The sequence below is a fragment of the Caballeronia sp. LZ029 genome (assembly GCF_031451275.1).
In the GTDB taxonomy this organism is placed as follows: Bacteria; Pseudomonadota; Gammaproteobacteria; order Burkholderiales; family Burkholderiaceae; genus Caballeronia; species Caballeronia jiangsuensis.
Genome location: NZ_JARUXO010000093.1, coordinates 277,475 through 293,514, shown reverse-complemented (window position 1 = coordinate 293,514; position 16,040 = coordinate 277,475). Strand labels below are relative to the sequence as shown.

At 66.3% G+C, this 16,040-nt stretch carries 16 protein-coding genes; 3 read left to right on the top strand and 13 right to left on the bottom strand.

The features are described from left to right. The first annotated feature begins 5 nt into the window (after positions 1-5). Genes QCE73_RS35445 through QCE73_RS35435 form a run of 3 tightly spaced genes read left to right on the top strand, consistent with a single transcriptional unit; the run spans position 6 to position 2,764 of the window. Entirely contained in the window at positions 6-761 is a 756-nt protein-coding gene (locus QCE73_RS35445) for an SDR family NAD(P)-dependent oxidoreductase (RefSeq protein WP_309885548.1), read from the top strand. 36 nt (positions 762-797) lie between these two features. Then, positions 798-1,823, top strand: a complete 1,026-nt coding sequence (locus QCE73_RS35440; protein WP_309885547.1) for an ABC transporter substrate-binding protein — start codon at positions 798-800, stop codon at positions 1,821-1,823. A gap of 17 nt (positions 1,824-1,840) precedes the next feature. After that, a complete protein-coding gene (locus tag QCE73_RS35435) occupies positions 1,841-2,764 on the top strand; it encodes an SMP-30/gluconolactonase/LRE family protein (protein ID WP_309885546.1) in 924 nt (307 codons plus the stop codon). On the opposite strand, the gene QCE73_RS35430 is transcribed toward QCE73_RS35435, so the two are convergent. The 13 genes from QCE73_RS35430 to QCE73_RS35370 form a co-directional block, all read right to left on the bottom strand. After that, positions 2,755-3,672, bottom strand: a complete 918-nt coding sequence (locus tag QCE73_RS35430) for a LysR family transcriptional regulator (RefSeq protein WP_309885545.1) — start codon at positions 3,670-3,672, stop codon at positions 2,755-2,757. The two genes, QCE73_RS35435 and QCE73_RS35430, sit on opposite strands and share 10 nt — an antisense overlap. Positions 3,673-3,799: 127 nt before the next feature. Further along, positions 3,800-4,735 carry a LysR family transcriptional regulator gene (locus QCE73_RS35425; RefSeq protein WP_035499977.1) on the bottom strand — a complete coding sequence of 312 codons (936 nt, stop codon included), beginning with the start codon at positions 4,733-4,735 and terminating at the stop codon, positions 3,800-3,802. A 101-nt stretch (positions 4,736-4,836) separates the two neighbouring features. Further along, positions 4,837-6,402 (bottom strand): UbiD family decarboxylase, encoded by a 1,566-nt coding sequence (locus QCE73_RS35420; protein WP_309885544.1) that lies wholly within the window; start codon positions 6,400-6,402, stop codon positions 4,837-4,839. 22 nt (positions 6,403-6,424) lie between these two features. Then, positions 6,425-7,150 carry an enoyl-CoA hydratase/isomerase family protein gene (locus QCE73_RS35415; protein WP_250486795.1) on the bottom strand — a complete coding sequence of 242 codons (726 nt, stop codon included), beginning with the start codon at positions 7,148-7,150 and terminating at the stop codon, positions 6,425-6,427. 23 nt (positions 7,151-7,173) lie between these two features. Further along, entirely contained in the window at positions 7,174-9,507 is a 2,334-nt protein-coding gene (locus QCE73_RS35410; RefSeq protein ID WP_309885543.1) for a xanthine dehydrogenase family protein molybdopterin-binding subunit, read from the bottom strand. After that, positions 9,504-10,013 carry a 2Fe-2S iron-sulfur cluster-binding protein gene (locus QCE73_RS35405; protein WP_309885542.1) on the bottom strand — a complete coding sequence of 170 codons (510 nt, stop codon included), beginning with the start codon at positions 10,011-10,013 and terminating at the stop codon, positions 9,504-9,506. Before QCE73_RS35405 ends, QCE73_RS35410 begins: the two co-directional genes overlap by 4 nt. A gap of 28 nt (positions 10,014-10,041) precedes the next feature. Then, positions 10,042-10,509 (bottom strand): carbon monoxide dehydrogenase subunit G, encoded by a 468-nt coding sequence (locus QCE73_RS35400; protein WP_309885541.1) that lies wholly within the window; start codon positions 10,507-10,509, stop codon positions 10,042-10,044. A 21-nt stretch (positions 10,510-10,530) separates the two neighbouring features. Then, positions 10,531-11,349 carry a xanthine dehydrogenase family protein subunit M gene (locus tag QCE73_RS35395; protein ID WP_309885540.1) on the bottom strand — a complete coding sequence of 273 codons (819 nt, stop codon included), beginning with the start codon at positions 11,347-11,349 and terminating at the stop codon, positions 10,531-10,533. 24 nt (positions 11,350-11,373) lie between these two features. Continuing rightward, positions 11,374-12,141 carry an alpha/beta hydrolase gene (locus tag QCE73_RS35390; RefSeq protein ID WP_309885539.1) on the bottom strand — a complete coding sequence of 256 codons (768 nt, stop codon included), beginning with the start codon at positions 12,139-12,141 and terminating at the stop codon, positions 11,374-11,376. Beyond that, positions 12,138-13,490: a fumarylacetoacetase gene (gene fahA, locus QCE73_RS35385; RefSeq protein WP_309885538.1), complete on the bottom strand. Its 1,353-nt coding sequence runs from the start codon at positions 13,488-13,490 to the stop codon at positions 12,138-12,140. The genes QCE73_RS35390 and fahA overlap by 4 nt, the downstream gene beginning before the upstream one ends. Then, positions 13,487-14,020, bottom strand: coding sequence for a VOC family protein (locus tag QCE73_RS35380; RefSeq protein ID WP_035499984.1), 534 nt, complete (start codon positions 14,018-14,020; stop codon positions 13,487-13,489). Before QCE73_RS35380 ends, fahA begins: the two co-directional genes overlap by 4 nt. A 44-nt stretch (positions 14,021-14,064) precedes the next feature. Next, positions 14,065-15,252: an FAD-dependent monooxygenase gene (locus QCE73_RS35375; RefSeq protein WP_035499985.1), complete on the bottom strand. Its 1,188-nt coding sequence runs from the start codon at positions 15,250-15,252 to the stop codon at positions 14,065-14,067. Between the two features lie 186 nt (positions 15,253-15,438). After that, entirely contained in the window at positions 15,439-16,017 is a 579-nt protein-coding gene (locus QCE73_RS35370) for a UbiX family flavin prenyltransferase (RefSeq protein ID WP_035499986.1), read from the bottom strand. Positions 16,018-16,040: the final 23 nt, after the last annotated feature.

The window sequence follows — 16,040 nt, the reverse complement described above, 5'->3', positions numbered from 1 at the left end:
CCATCTTGCAGACCAACGCGATCAATCTGAAGGACCGCGTCGCCGTCGTGACCGGCGGCGCACAAGGCATCGGCCTCGCGGTCGGCCAGCGGCTGCTGGCCTCCGGCGCGTGGCTCGCGATCTGGGACATCAATCCCGCGGGCATGGAGCAGGCCCGTGCCGAACTCGGCGGGCACGATGTCCACTTCGAGTGTGTCGATATCGCCGATTACGAGAGCGTGCAAGCCGCGGTCGCGGGGACGCTGAAAGCCTGCGGGCGTATCGATATCCTGATCAACAACGCGGCGATCGTCGGTCCGAATGCCACGTTGATCGACTATCCGATCGACGTGTGGAAGCAGGTGATCGATATCGACGTCAACGGCACGTTCCACTGCTGCCGCGCGGTGGTGCCTAGCATGATCGGCCAGAACTACGGCCGCATCGTCAATCTCGCCTCGGTCGCGGGCAAGGAGGGCAACCCGAATGCGGCGGCCTACAGTTCGGCCAAGGCTGCGGTCATCGCGATGACCAAGTCGCTCGGCAAGGAGCTGGCGAGCCACGATATCGCCGTCAACTGCGTCACGCCCGCCGTGGCGCGCACGCCCGGCGCGATGGAGCAGTCGCCCGAGCATATCCGCTACATGCTGGGCAAGATTCCGCGCGGCCGTTTCCTCGAACTCGACGAAGCGGCCGCGATGATCGCCTGGCTTGCCAGCGAAGAAAACTCGTTCACCACCGGCGCGGTCTTCGACCTGTCCGGCGGACGCGCGACCTACTGAGACGAGCCTCTGCATGAGGCCGGGAGACAAACCATCGTGAAAGCGCTTTGGCGTCTGGTGTTGCCGGTGCTGGCCACCTGCGCGGTCGTCGTGAATGCGTCGGCCGCCGGCGCCGCGCCTGTGCCGGAGAAACCGAAACTTCATCTGGCCGCAGCGGGCGTGGGATTCCCGTATCTGCCTTTCGTCATCGCGGACAGCCGCGGGTATTTCAAACAGGCGGGGCTGGACGTCGAGATCGGCGTGTTCAGCGGCGGCGCGAAGGCATTGCAGGCGTTGATGGGCGGCAGCGCCGATATCGTGGCGGGCGCCTATTCCAACACGATCACGATGGCCGCCAAAGGCCAGCAACTGGTTTCGTTCGTCACGCTGGCCTCCTGTCCCGGCTGGGTGTTCGGCGTGACTCGCGCGAGCCACGGCAAGGTCAAGACGTATGCCGATCTCAAGGGCATGCGCATCGGCGTGAGCTCGCCCGGATCGAGCTTTCACATGGGCGTGAACTATCTGCTGAGCAAGTCGGGCGTGAAGCCGGGCGATGTGTCGATCATCGGCGTGGGTTCGTCCGCCGGCGCGATTGCAGCGGCACGCAGCGGGCAGATCGATGCGTTGATGAGCAACGATCCGGTCGCGACCGTGCTTCAAAGTAGCGGCGATCTCTTCCCGCTGGCCGTGATGCGTGATCCGGCGGGCACCCGCGCCACGCTGGGCGGCGATTATCCGGAAGCGGCCATCTACACGACGAAAGCATTCGCCGCCAAAAATCCGAATACCGTGCAGGCGGTCACCGACGCGATACTCGAAGCCGAACGCTGGATGGCGCAGGCGACGCCCGAGCAGGTCGCGGCAGCCGTGCCGTCGCAATACGCACTGGCCGACAAGGATGTCTTCGCCCGGGCCTACGGCAACATGCGAAGCTGCATCTCGCGCGACGGCCTGATGACGGACGCCGCCGCGCATACCGTACACGATGTGCTGGCCGCCTTCGATCCCGACATCGGCAAGGCGTCGATCGATCTGAAGGCCACGTACGACAATCGCTTTGTCGAGAATGCCGGCAAGCACTGACTGGCGAGGGAGCGACGATGGAGAGCGGCATCCGCATTCTGGCTGAAGGCCTGAAATTTCCCGAGGGACCGGTGGCGATGCCCGACGGCTCCGTCGTGCTGGTCGAGATCGAACGCGAGACCATCAGCCGCGTGGCCGCCGACGGCACGGTGAGCGTCATCGCGCAGGTGAGCGGCGGGCCCAACGGTCTCGCGCTGGGACCGGAAGGCGTCTTCTACATCTGCAACAACGGAGGCTTTCTGTTTCGCACCGTCGCCGGGCTGAATCGCACGAGGGCGGGCGTGCATCCGGGTTATACCAGCGGACGCATCGAGCGTTTCGATCCGCGCACGGGCGCGCTGACGACGCTGTACGACCGCTGCGGCGACCATCCTCTATGCGGTCCCAACGACATCGTCTTCGATCACGACGGCGGCTTCTACTTCACCGACTTCGGCAAGAACCGGCTGCGCGATCGCGATCATGCGGGTCTCTATTACGGACGAGCGGATGGATCGATGATCGTCGAAGTCGCGTATCCGCTGACGACGGCCAACGGCGTGGGCCTGTCGCCGGACGACAGTGTCGTCTATGTGGCGGAGACCGAAACCGCGCGTCTGTGGGCGTTCGATCTGGAGGCGCCCGGCCGCGCGCGCAAGCATCCATATCCGTCGCCGCACGGCGGGCGTCTGGTGTGCGGCTTGCCGGGTTATCAGCGCTTCGACAGCCTGGCCGTGGACGCGGAGGGCAACATCTGCGTGGCGACGCTCGTCACCGGCTGCATCACGGTGGTCGCGCCCACGGGCGAGGTGCTGCGGCAGGTGATGGTGCCGGACGGCATGGTGACCAACATCTGCTTCGGCGGCGCCGACATGAAGACGGCGTATGTCACGCTCTCGGGCACGGGGCGGCTCGGAACGCTGCCCTGGCCGCAGGCCGGACTGAAGCTGGCTTACTCGTGATCGCCGGGCGTTGGGTGCGCATTCTGACTCGCGAGCAGATGCTTGAGAAAGAGCTGAACCGGCGCGGGAAGCGACTCCGCCTCGCGCACGCAGATCTTCCAGTGCCGCTCGGCCCAGGGTTCGTCGAGCGTCACGGCGACCAATGGCGCCGAGCTGACATAGCGCTCGGCATGATGCTCGGGCACGAGGCCGATACCGAGGCGCGCTTCCACCATGCTGCGCACCGGCTCGAAGCCGTTGACCCGGATCGACAGCTTGAGCGGATGATCGAGGTCCGCCGCCGCGCGCAACACCAGCGAGTTCAGATAGCTGCCTGCTTGCGGCCCCACCAGCGGGTACTTTGCCACTTCGCGGAACTTCACCCGACCGGCATGGCTGAGCGGATGGTCGGGCGGCATGATGACCACCAGCCGGTCGCTGCGATAGGGAAATACCTGTAGTCCGGTGGTCACGGTCGTGCCGCCGAACACGCCGATATCGGCCGTGTTTTCCGCCACCGCGCGGACCACAGCAGGGCTGAGACTCTCCTGAAGATCGATGCGCAGCCCCGGGTGCAGTTCGAGGAACTCGCGGATGTCGTTGGCGATGTACTGCACGATCGTCGAGAGGCTGGCATGCAGCCGGATCTGGCCGCGCACGCCTTCGGCATGATCGAGCAGTTCGCTTTCCATCTGCTGGATATCGCGCAGGAGCACGCGGGCATGTTGCAAGAGGGCGGCCGCCGCCGCGGTCAGTTCCAGCCCCTTGTTGCTGCGCACGAAGAGGGCGGTCTTGAGCGTGTCTTCGAGATGCGACATGCGCTTGCTGAGAGCCGAAGGCGCGATATTCTCGGCCTCCGCCGCGCGGGCAATGCTGCCCTGCTCGCAGACCGCGACGAACAATTTCAGCGATTGCAGATCGAAACGCATCGACTCTCCGGGAAGCCGTCTCCCAACGGCAGTGTTGCTTCGGTGCAGAGAGTATGCACGTGGGCAGTTGCAAGTGCAAAGCCACGGCAGCGGCACGACCGATACGCCGTTCCGCCTCGCGCGAGTGTCAGTCCTCGTCCTCGTCGATATCGTTGTCGCCCACGCCGATGGGATCTTCCTTCGCGGCTTCGGTGAACATCGTCGTGAACTGATCGAGGGTGGCGAGCGTGTCGCGGCCGGTTCGCGTGATGCGATAGAACGACAGCGGCACCTCGGGGCGCAACGCGTCGACGCGCACGTTGTAGCGGTAGCAGATATGTTCGCTGAAGGACGGCATGACCGCCGTGCCGAGCCCTTCCTGCGCCATCGCGATGGCCGTCTGAAGATGACCCACGACGATGCGGCGGCTGACCGTCACTTCCTCTTTCGAGAGCGTGGCCTCGATCAGCCTTTGCAGCGGATTGTCCTTCGGCAAGGTGATGAGCGGCTGATTCTCGAGCGCCGTCCAGCGGATGCCGGGCCCGCGCAGCGGCGTGCCGGCCTGCGCGGGCGACACCGCGACGAGACGCGTCGGGAAGATCGGCGTGCGGTCGATGCCGGAAAGCTGCGAGAAGAACACGCCGAACGCCGCATCGAGATGACCTTCCTCGACCATCTGCACGAGCTCGGTCGGATTGCGGTCGACGAGTTCGATCTGCGCATTCGGATACACGCTCGAAAAGCGCGCGAGCACCGAGGGCATCAGGCTCGCGGCGATCATCGGCGTGCAGCCGAGCAGCAGCGACGATTGCTTCTGACGCCCCAGCTCATTGAGCTCGATGACCGACTTCTCCAGCGACTCGACGATCGCCATTGCGGTGGGATAGAAAAGGCGGCCCGCTTCGGTCAGCGAGACCGTGCGCGTGGTGCGTTCCAGCAGCCGGCAATCGAGCTGCGTTTCCAGTTCCCGAATGATCGCGGAGAGCGCCGCCTGGCTCAGATGCATGCTCTGCGCGGTCTTCGTGAAGCTCGACGCGTTCGCGACACCAAGAAAAACCTTGAGTTGTTTGAGGGACAGGTTCATTGACGACAGCCGTTTCTTTTTCGCGCGTGGAGCCCGATTCTATCCCGTCCGTTGCAGCGGCTGCCGTACCCTGGAACTGCGGTGCGGCAGCCGCCGGGGCGTTACGCGAGGACGTAGCGGCCTTCTTCGTCCCGCGCGATCGCACGGCGTTGCGCCGTGTCTTCGAGCCAGCGCACGACTTCGCGGCCGTCGCGCGTGCCGGTCGCGGCCATCAGCTCGGAAAAGCGCTTCGGTCCGTCTTCGAGCGCCGCATCGAGCGAGTCGAAGCGCGCGCCGCGATACGCAGGCGGCGTCGGCACGCGATGTTCGAGATCGCGCTCCGCGCCCGGCGCGAGCAGCGGCAGCGTGAGATCGAAGCCGGCCTTCGCGGTTTTCGTCGCGCCAAGCAGCGACGGGTCGAGCGGCATCGCACGCAGGCTGTCCTGAAGCACCAGATCGCGGTCGGCCTGGAAGCGGGTGGCGAGCGCCCAGTCCATCTGCTCGTCGGAGAACACGTCGATGTCCGGATCGACCACGAACACGTGCTTCACGTTCGCGAGCGACGCGAACACCGCCGCAATCGCGTTGCGCGCCTCGCCCGGCACGCGCTGCTGCATGGCGACGCGCACGTTGAACATGCCGCCGGTGGCCGGGTTCGCATAGACGGCCTTCACTTCGCGCACGGCGGTTTCGAGCGCGCGCCACACCGTCACTTCGGTGCGCAGCGCGGCGAGCTGCGCGGTGTCGGTGCGTGCCATCGAGCGCCCGCCGATCGTGCAGGTCTGAAACACCGCGTCGCGCCGATGCGTGATCGCGGTCAGATGAAACAGCGGATTCGTCTTCACGCCGCCGTAGTAGCCGAGGAATTCGCCATACGGGCCTTCGGGTTCCGCGTGGCCGCGTTCGTCGAGATAGCCTTCGAGGATGAACTCGGCGTCGGCGGGCACGAGCAGGTCGTTCGTCACGCACTTCACCACGCCCATCGGCGCGCCGCGCAGTGCGGCGACGAGTTCGAGTTCATCGGCGGGAATGCGCATGGTCGCGCCGACGTGATCGATCGGATGCGTGCCCACCGCGAACGCGATCGGCGTGCGCTCGCCGCGCTTCGCATGGCCGATGGCGATCGCGCGCAGATCCGATGGCGCGACGAGATCGATACCGGCCGTGCGACGTCCGCGCAGCATCAGCCTGCGAATGCCGACGTTGGTCCAGCCCATGTCGGGATCGACCGCGAAGTCGATCGATGCCGAGATGTACGGCGCGCCATCCAGTTCGTGCTGGAGATGCACGGGCAGGGCGGTGAAATCGCAATCGTCGCCGGTCAGCACGACCTGCTGCACGGGCGCTTCCTCGCGGCTCACTTCGACGAGCCGGCCCTTCGCGCGCAGGCGTTCGCGCACGGTGTCGAGCAGGCGTTCAGGCGTCGTGTCGAAGGCTTTCGCGAGGCGCGAGCGGCTCGCGGCGACGCTGCCCGCGAGCGAGATCGCGCCGCCGGACGGACGGCTGAACCACACGGCGCGCGGATTGCCTTCCATGATGCCGGCGATGTCGGCGAGATCGACGCTCGCGTCATGGCGTTCGAGTTCGGTCTCGTCGAGCGATTCGAGAAAGCGCCGCAGGCGGAAGCGTTCGAGGTCGGGCGCGGGCGTACCGTCGAAGGTCGAGGGAATGGCGGTCTTGGGTCTCAATCTGGGTTCCTTGATGCGTGTCTTAGAAGCGCGCGGAAAGTGCTGTCGCCGCGAGATGGGCGGCGAAGCCGCTCGCGCCGCTCGCCGGCATTTCAGGCGCGAGATGCAGGAACTGCTTCACCGCGCGCAGCGTGACGGCGCTGCAGCCGAGCAGGGTTTCGACGAGCGCGTCCGCTTCGGCGTCGAGGCTCGCGGCCGGCACGACGCGGCTGACCAGACCCGCCTGGAGCGCTTCGCTCGCGGACAGCCGCACGCGGCTCAGCACCATATGCGCGACGGTCTTCACCGGCACGCGGCCGATCAGCGCCGACATCACGAGCGTCGGCGGAATGTCGCGTTCCATTTCGGGAATCTGGAACACGGCGTCGTCGGAGGCGAGCGCGATGTCGCACACGCCCGCGAGCGCGCAGCCGACGCCGAGCGCATCGCCGCGCACCACCGACAACACCGGCACACGCACCGCCTTGAGCGCGTCGTACAACGCGAGCGGCGGCGCGGCGACCACGCGGCGCAGCGTTTCGGCGGACGGCTTTGCATCCTTCGGCGGCATCGGCGAGAGGCGGCCCTTGCAGAAGTCCGGGCCGCTCGAAAGGATGCGCACGAGCTTCACTTCGTCGTCGAGCGTCGTGACGGCTTCGATGATCGTTTCGCTCATCGATGCATCGATCAGATTGCCGTTGCCGGGATGGTCGAGCACCACGTCCACGAGCGGGCCGTTGCGTCGAATCGCAACGTGAGGGCTGGTCATGCAGGTCTCCTTGTTGAGCGTATTCATGCGTCGCGGTGGATGAATTCCCACACGACTTTCGGCGTGGCGGGCATCGCGAGTTCGTCGGTGCCGTATTCCTTCAGGGCGTCGGCGAGCGCGTTGAAGATCGTCGCCGTGGCGGGCGTGATGCCGCTCTCGCCGCCGCCCTTCACGCGCAGCGGGTTGCCGTGCGTCGGGTCTTCGGTGAGTTCGAGATTGAGTCGTGGAATCACGCCGGCGCGCGGCATGCCGTAGTCCATGTACGAGCCGGTCAGCACCTGTCCCGTCTCGCGATCGAGATAGCAGGTCTCCGACAGCGCCTGCCCGATGCCCTGCGCGAGACCGCCATGCACCTGACCTTCGACGATCAGCGGATTGATCGGCTGGCCGACATCGTCGACGGACGTGTAGTTGACGAGCTTCACGACGCCCGTGTCCGGGTCCACTTCGAGCTCGCAGACGGCCGCGCCCGTGGGATGCGCCGGGACGCGCGTGTTCACTTCGGCTTCCGCGTAGAGCTTGCGCGTGGCGCGCTCGCCGGGCATGCCGTCGCGGGCGATGTGCGCGGCCACGTCGAAGAGGCCGATTTCGCGCGACGAAGCCGCATCGGCGAACACGCCGTTCGCGAAGCTCACGCGTTCCGGCGAGACATCGAACAACTCGGCGGCCACGCGCTTGCCCTGCGCGACGATCTGCGCGGCGGTATCGACGAGCAGCATGCCGCCGAGACGCATCGAGCGGTCCGAATGGCTGCCGCCGCCTACGCTCACGAAGGCCGTGTCGCCGGTGCGCAGCGCGATCGATGCGATCGGCACGCCCAGATGCTGCGCGATGACCTGCGCGAAGGTCGTTTCGTGGCCCTGACCGGTGGACTGCGTGCCGGACACGATATCGATGCGGCCTTCCGGCAGCACTGTCAGTTCGATGCGCTCGCGCGGCGCGCCCACCGGCGACTCGATGTAGTTGGCAAGCCCGATGCCGCGCAGCATGCCGTTCGCACGCGAAGCCGCGCGACGCGCCTCGAAACCGTCCCATTCGGCGAGTTCCAGCGCGCGCGCCATGTTGCGTGCGAATTCGCCGCTGTCGTAGGTGAGGCCCATCGGGCTGCGATACGGCAGCTTCTCGTGAGCGACCAGGTTGCGGCGGCGAATCTCCGCGCGCTCGATGCCCAGTTCTGCCGCCGCGAGATCGAGCATGCGTTCGATCACGTGCGTCGCTTCGGGCCGGCCCGCGCCGCGATACGGCGCGGTCGGCACCGTGTTGGTCAGCACGGCGCTGATGTGCACGGCGGCGAGCGGCACATCGTAGACGGTCGTCATGATGCGCGTGCCGTTCGACATCGGCACATAGGACACCGTATGCGCGCCGACATTGCCGATCCACGCGTTGTCGATGGCGAGAATGCGCCCGTCGCGCGAGAAGCCGAACGTGGCGCGCACGATCTGGTCACGGCCCTGATAGTCGGAGAGGAATGCTTCGCTGCGATCGCTCGTCCATTTCACCGGCCGGCCGATGCGCCGCGCGGCCCACACCACGGCAAGCTGCTCGACATAGATGAACGAACGCGGACCGAAGCCGCCGCCGGTATCGGGGCAGACCACGCGCACCTGCGCGGGCGGCACTTTCAGCGCGACGGCGAGGCAGAGCTTCTGCCGCACCGCGCCCTGGCTGCCCGAGATCAGCGTGTAGACGCCGCTTGCGCCGTCGAACACGCCGATCGCGCCGCGCGGCTCCATCTGGCAGTTCACGACGCGGCTGTGATGGAATTCGCGCGTGAGCACGAACGGCGCGTCGGCGATGATGCGGCGCGCTTCCTCGCGATCGCCGATCTGCGTCTGAAAGCACAGATTGTTCGCCGCGCCGTCCCACAGTTGCGGCGCGCCGTCCTGCATCGCGTCCGCCGCGTTGACGACGGCGTCGAGCTCGTCGTAGTCGACATCGATCATCTCCGTCGCGTTGCGCGCGGCGAGCGCGGTCTCGGCGATCACCATCGCGATCGGCTCACCGACGTATCGCACGCGGTCGATCGGCAGCGGAACATGCGGCTGGTTGAAGATCTCGCCGGTCAGCGAGCCAAGGAAGGCTTTCTTCGTGGCATCGACGGCGTCGATGGGATTCGGCACGTGATCGACGCCCTGAAAGCCGTCATCGAGATAATCCTGGCCGACGAGCACCGCGATCACGCCGGGCGCTTCGCGCGCAGCCGATACGTCGACCGAGCGCAGCGCGGCATGCGCGTGCGGCGAGCGGAGGAACGCGGCATGCACCTGGCCTTCGACGCGCAGATCGTCGGTGTACTGGCCGTTGCCGGTGACGAAGCGCCGGTCTTCGAGGCGCGGGAGGGGTTGGCCGATCATCGCGTGGCTTCCTCCGTCGCGGCGTCGCCGGGTGACGGATACATCTCGCGCGCCGCATGACGCACGGCCTCGATGATGTTCACGTAGCCCGTGCAACGGCAGATGTTGCCTTCGAGCGCGTGGCAGATGCTTTCTTCGTCGAGCGACGGCTGCTGGCGCAGATAGTAGCTCGACGCCATGATCATGCCCGGCGTGCAGAAGCCGCACTGCAAACCGTGACACTGCACGAACGCGTTCTGCACCGGATGCAGCGGCGCGTTGTCGTTTTCGCGCAGTCCTTCGACCGTCGTGACCGTGCCGCCGCTCGCCTGCGCGGCGAGCACCGTGCACGACTTCACCGATGCGTCGTCGAGATGCACCGTGCACGCGCCGCACTGGCTCGTGTCGCAGCCGACGTGCGTGCCCGTCAGGCGCAGCGTTTCGCGCAGGAACTCGACCAGCAGCGTCTGGTCCGGCACCTCGCGCTTCACGTCGACGCCGTTCACCCGTAGTTGGATTTCAGCCATGATTCACCTCGTTCGTCTTCCTGCGTGCTTACTGCGCGGCGGCGGCGCTGGCTTCCGCGCTCATCGTCGCGTTGAAGCGCGTGAAGAATTCCGCCGCGAGCTTGTTTGCGACCGACGTGACGAGGCGCGAGCCGATCTGCGCGAGCTTGCCGCCCACTTGCGCATCGGCGACGTAGGTGAGGAGCGTGCCGCCCTCGTCGGCGTCGGCGAGCGTGACCTTCGCGTTCATCTTGCCGAAGCCCGCGATGCCGCCTTCGCCCTGGCCCAGAATCCGGTAGCCGTTCGGGCCATCGCGATCCGAAATCACGAGCGTGCCTTTGAAGCGCGCCTTCACGGGGCCGACCTTGGCGACTACCACGGCCTTGTATTCGTCGTCGCTTTCGCCGATGAACTCCTCGCAGCCTGGCACGCATGCCTGCAGCACTGCGGCATCGTTCAAGCCTTTCCATACCTGTTCGCGCGTGGCGGCGATGGTCTGCGATCCGGTGAATTCCATTCTTTGTCTCCTGAAAACGGTTTAGGCAGGCTGGCGCAGCGGCTGCGTCAGCAGCGCCCGCAATGCGCGGCGCGTGTAGGTTTCGATCAGATGGGCGCGATAGGCGGACGAACCGTTGGCGTCGTCGGGCAGCGCGGCGGCGTCCATCTTCAGCGGGGCGAGCGCGGCTTCGGACAGATCGGCGGCCAGCGCGGCTTCGGCATCGAGCCAGCGGAACACCGACGCGCCCGCGCCCGTCACCGCGACGCGAATCGCATCTTCGAATTGCGCGATGAACACGCCGACGACGGCATAGCCCGACGCCGGCTGGCGGAACTTCGCATAGGCGGCGCGCAAGGGAAGCGGATACTCGAATCCCGTCACGAGTTCGCCGGGTTCGAGCGCGGTCTCGAAGGTATCGACGAAGAAATCATCCGCGCCGATGCGGCGTTGTGAAGTGAGCACGTGCGCGTTCAGCGCGAGCACCGCGCTCGGATAATCGGCGGCGGGATCGTTGTTCGCGACCGAGCCGCCCATCGTGCCGCGATTGCGCACCTGCGGATCGGCGATCACGTTCGCAAGCTGCGCGAGCGCGGGGATCGCCGTGGCGACCATCTTCGATGCGGCCACTTCCGCGTGTTTCGTCAGCGCGCCGACGCGCAGCACGCGGCCTTCGACGCTCACGCCGCGCATCGCCTCGATGCGCGTGAGGTCGATCAGATGCGACGGCGCGGCGAGCCGCTGCTTGAGCGTCGGAATCAGCGTCATGCCGCCCGAGAGCGGCCGGGCCTCCTCGTGTTCGCGCAGCAGGCCGAGCGCTTCGTCGAGCGAGGACGGGCGCAGGTATATGGTTTCGTACATGAAGTCTCCCGCGGCCAGTGGCCGTCAGGCCTGTTTCAGCCAGTTTTCGAGTGCTGTCGCGAGCGCGACCGGCACTTCGTACATCGGGTAATGTCCCGCGTTCGCGATCGTTTCGACGCTCGCGTGCGGATACCACGCGAGCCAGGTGCGTTTCATCACGTCGGCGGTGAGCGTCGGATCGTGTTCGCCGATGAAAAGCTTCACCGGCGTCGCGTTGCCCATCACCTCGGACGAGAAATCGCTCGCGGCCCAGTGCGGCAGATAGCCCGCGAAGGCATCGGCGCGCGCTTGCCGCTGCGATTCGCGCGCGAGATGCGCGGTGAAGCGCGGCGCGAGGCGATTGCCGGTCGAGAACGCGATGATCGCCGCGCGCCGCTCGATGTCGTCCACCGCCGCGCGAAATCCGGCGAGGCGCGTTTCATCCATGCGCGAACCGCACGCGGGCACGGCGCACACGCCCGCCATGCGATCGATGCGCCCGTGCGCGGCAAGCAGCACACGCTGGATCGCGACGCCGCCCATCGAATGGCCGATCAGACTGAAGGTGTCCCAGCCGAGATGATCGGCGAGCGCGAGCACGTCGCCGGCGGCTTCGTCGAAGGTGAAGGCGCCGTCGCGCTCGCGTGAGCGGCCGTATCCCCGATAGTCGAAGAACACGTAGGTGAAGGCATCGGTGTCGAGTGCGGGGACGAGCGGCTGCCAGTCGGCGGCGCTGCCGAACCAGCCGCTCATCGCGAGCACCTTGCGCGGACCGTGGCCGACCTGCACGTAGCCATTGAGCGTCTGCGTCATGCCGCCACTCCCGCTTCGCGCGACGCGAATGCGAACGCCGGCGCGATGCGGCCGCGGCATTCGCCGAAGCCGATCGATACCGCGCCCGCCTTCGACGCCCGCGCGCTCAGCACGATCTCGTCGCCGTCTTCGAGCGCGGTGCGGGTTTCGCCGTTCGGCAGGCGCAGCGGATCGCGGCCCGCATTCGTCAGCTCGGTGAGGCAGGCGCGCGCCGCGTCGTTCGCGCCGGAAATCGTGCCGCTGCCGAGCAGATCGCCGCTGCGCAGATTGCAGCCGTTGCTCGTGTGATGCGCGACCATCTGCGCGAAGGTCCAGTACAGGTTGTCCAGATGCGTGTGCGTGATGCGCACGGCGTCATGTCCGGCTTCGCGCAGTTGCCGCGTCGACAGATCGGCGTGCAGTTCCAGATGCAGCCCGCCTTCTTGCCGGTCGCGCGCGCCATGCAGATGCGCCATGAGCGGCGGATCGTCCGCGGCGCGCGCAACGGGCGCCTTGCGGAACGGCGCGAGCGCCTCGGACGTGACGATCCACGGCGACAGGCTCGAATGAAAGCTCTTGCCGAGAAACGGGCCGAGCACCTGTTCGAACCACTGAATGCTTTTCGCGGACCAGTCGTTGAGCAGCGAATAGCCGAAGATGTGCGTGTGCGCATCGTCGACGGAAATCGGTTGCGTGAGCGCATTGCCTTCGCCGATCCACGCCGCCAGTTCGAGCTCGAAATCGAGCGCGGGCGCGGGGCCGAACACGATCTGTCCGTTCGTATCGCGATACTGGCCGTGCGGACGACGCACGTTGCCGCCGCTCACGCGCAACGACGAAGCGCGGCCGTGATAGGCGATAGGCAGCGACTTGAACGCGGGCGGAAGCGGATCGGCGAGACCCTTGTAGCGCCCGTGCCGCTCGGTGTGATGCAGCGACGTGAGGAAATCCGTGTAGTCGCCGACTTCGCAGGGCAGGCGCAGTTCGAGCGTATCGATGCGCGGCAGCAGCGCGTCGGCTTGCGCCTCCATGCGCGCGCGCTGCGGCGCATCGCTCATCAGCAGATCGGACAGCGCGGCGCGCAGGGCGCTCGCATGGCGAGGCGGCATCCCCATCAGGCGGTTCAGCGTGCCGCCACGGGTGGCTTCGCAGGCGATCGCCGCATCGCTGCCCGCGTCGAGCAGGCCGCTGTCCGCGAGCGCGTGCAGGTCCACGGCATGTTCGCCGATGGCCACGACGGCGCGAGCGACGCCGTCGCGCACGAACGCGCCCAACGGCAGGTTCTGGATCGGGAACTCTGCTTCAGGCAGATTCGCCGAGTCGATCCAGCTACGCCGGGCCGGATCGTGAGTGGAGTTGAGCGCGCTCATGCGTGAGGCGTCTCCGCGATGGCGCTCTTGCCTTCGCCCGCCCACGCGTCGAGCGCGGGCCGCGCCTGTCGTCGATAGGCAGCGAGCGTTTCGAGCGACGCGACGGGCACGGTCAGTTCGAGCCGCAGGCCGTTCGGATCGAAGAAATAGATCGAGCGCACGAAGTGATGATCGACGACGCCCAGCACGTCGATGCCGTGATCGACGAGACGCTGCTTCATCGTTTCGAGCTCGTCGAGCGTGCCGAGCCGCAGCGCGATGTGGTTCACCCACGGCGGCGTGTTGGGCGAGGGTTCGGCGGCCGTGTCGTCGCCGAGATCGAAAAACGCGATGTTCGAGCCGTCCGCCATCTCGAAGAACAGATGCACGTAGGGGCAATGCTCGCCGGTGCTCGGCACGCGGTCGAGGCGGATCAGGTGAACCAGCGGCAGGCCGAGAATGTCCTCGTAGAAATGACGCGTTTCTTCGGCATTGCGGCAGCGCCAGGCGAAGTGATGCAGGCCGCGCACGGGCGGCAGATGGTCGGACATGCTGTGTCTCCTTGATGCGGCTTGATGAAGCGAGCTTTGCGCGCTCAGACTTCGATGGCGTCGACGTCGTATTCGAACAGCCAGTTGTAGCGTTCCTTCACGCGCTCTTCGCTCCACTCGCGATCGACGTATTCCGCCGCGCCTTCAGCATGCGCGAGCGCGGGGTTGTGAAAGCGCTGCGTGTTCGCCGCCGAGCCGCGCACGATGCGCGCCGTGCGTTCTACGCGCAGCGCCTCGTAACGTTCGAGCGCGCGCGGCAGATCGTTCGCGTGGCGCGCGAGGCAGCGCGCGATCAGATAACCGTCTTCGAGCGCCATGCCCGCGCCTTGCGCGAGGAACGGCAGCGTGGGGTGACAGGCGTCGCCGAGCAGCGTGGCGTTGCCCGACGTCCAGCGCGTCATGGGCTCGCGGATCATCAGCGCCCACTTGTACGGGATGTCGATGGCCGAGATCATCGTGCGCACATCTTCATGCCAGCCGTCGAAATCGGCGAGACATTCGTCGATGGTGCCGCGCTCCGACCACGATTCGACCTGCCAGCCATCGCGCTCCACCGCGCCGACGAAGTTGATGAGCTTGTGGCCGCGCAGCGGATAGTGGATCACGTGTGCGCCCGGACCGACCCAGTTGGTGCCGTAGGGCGTGCGCAGATGCTCGGGCAGCTTGGTGGCGTCGATCACGCCGCGCCAGGCCATCACGCCCGAATAGACCGGCTCGTCCGCGCCGAAGAGCGCACGGCGCACGCGCGAATGCACGCCATCCGCGCCGATCAGCAGGTCCGCTTCGAACGTCGCGCCCGAGACGGTCTGCACTTCGACGTGGTCATCGTGCTGAACGATCGACTCGACCTTGTGATCGAGCCTGATCGCATCGGGGCTGAACGCACGCACCGCATCGACGAGCGCTTCGTGGAGATCCGCGCGGTGCATGGTCAGATAGGGGAAGCCGTACACTTCGCGCGATGCCGCGCCGAGATCGAAGAGCGGCCAGGTCTGCCCCGTGTTCCAGAGGCGCACGCGCTTGCCGGGCGGTTCGCACGCGAGGCTTTCGAGGCGCTCGCCGACGCCGATTCCGTAAAGCACGCGCGTCGCGTTCGGACTCAGTTGCACGCCCGCGCCGATTTCCCCGAGGGCCTTGGCCTGTTCGAGAATGGTGACGTGAAAGCCCGCTTTCAATAATGCGGCTCCCGCCGTCAGGCCGCCGATACCGGCCCCTGCAATGACGATCTTCATTCGACCTCTTTCGTATTAACGCTGTCTCTTATCGAGAAGATTTATGATTCGATCGATAAATCTTTTAAATGGGGTTTCGTTCTGAAACAAAACCACTTTAAATGAACGGCAGCCGCTAAAGAAGCAAAAGAATTCGAACGAGTTATCAGTGAAAATTGATAATGCGAGAGAGCGCGCGCGTGAAACTCACATGCCCCAGCGATGCACCACGGAGGATTCGATGCCGAAGAGATCGAGCACGCGCCCGATGGTGTGATCGACCATTTCGTCGAGCGATTCGGGGTTCGCGTAGAATGCCGGCACCGGCGGATAGACGATTGCTCCGGCCTCGGTCACGCTCGTCATGCTGCGCAAGTGGCCCAGATGCAGCGGCGTTTCCCGAACCATCAGCACGAGCCGGCGGCGCTCCTTGAGCGTGACGTCGGCGGCGCGCGTGAGCAGCCCGCTCGTCACGCCCGTGGCGACTTCCGAGAGCGTGCGGATCGAGCACGGCGCGACGATCATGCCCATCACGGGAAACGAGCCGCTCGAAATCGCCGCGCCGATGTCCGTGTTCGGATACGTGACCGTGGCGAGCGCGCGAACGTCGGCCACGCTGTAGGGCGACTCGTGCGCGAGCGTGACCTGCGCGGAGCGGCTCATCACCAGATGCGATTCGATGTCGAGTTGCCTGAGCAATTGCAACAGGCGGACACCGTAGACGACGCCCGATGCGCCGCTGATGCCCACGATCATGCGTCTGGGCTGTACTGCGCTGAAATGCATCTGTGCTCTCCGTTTTATCGGTG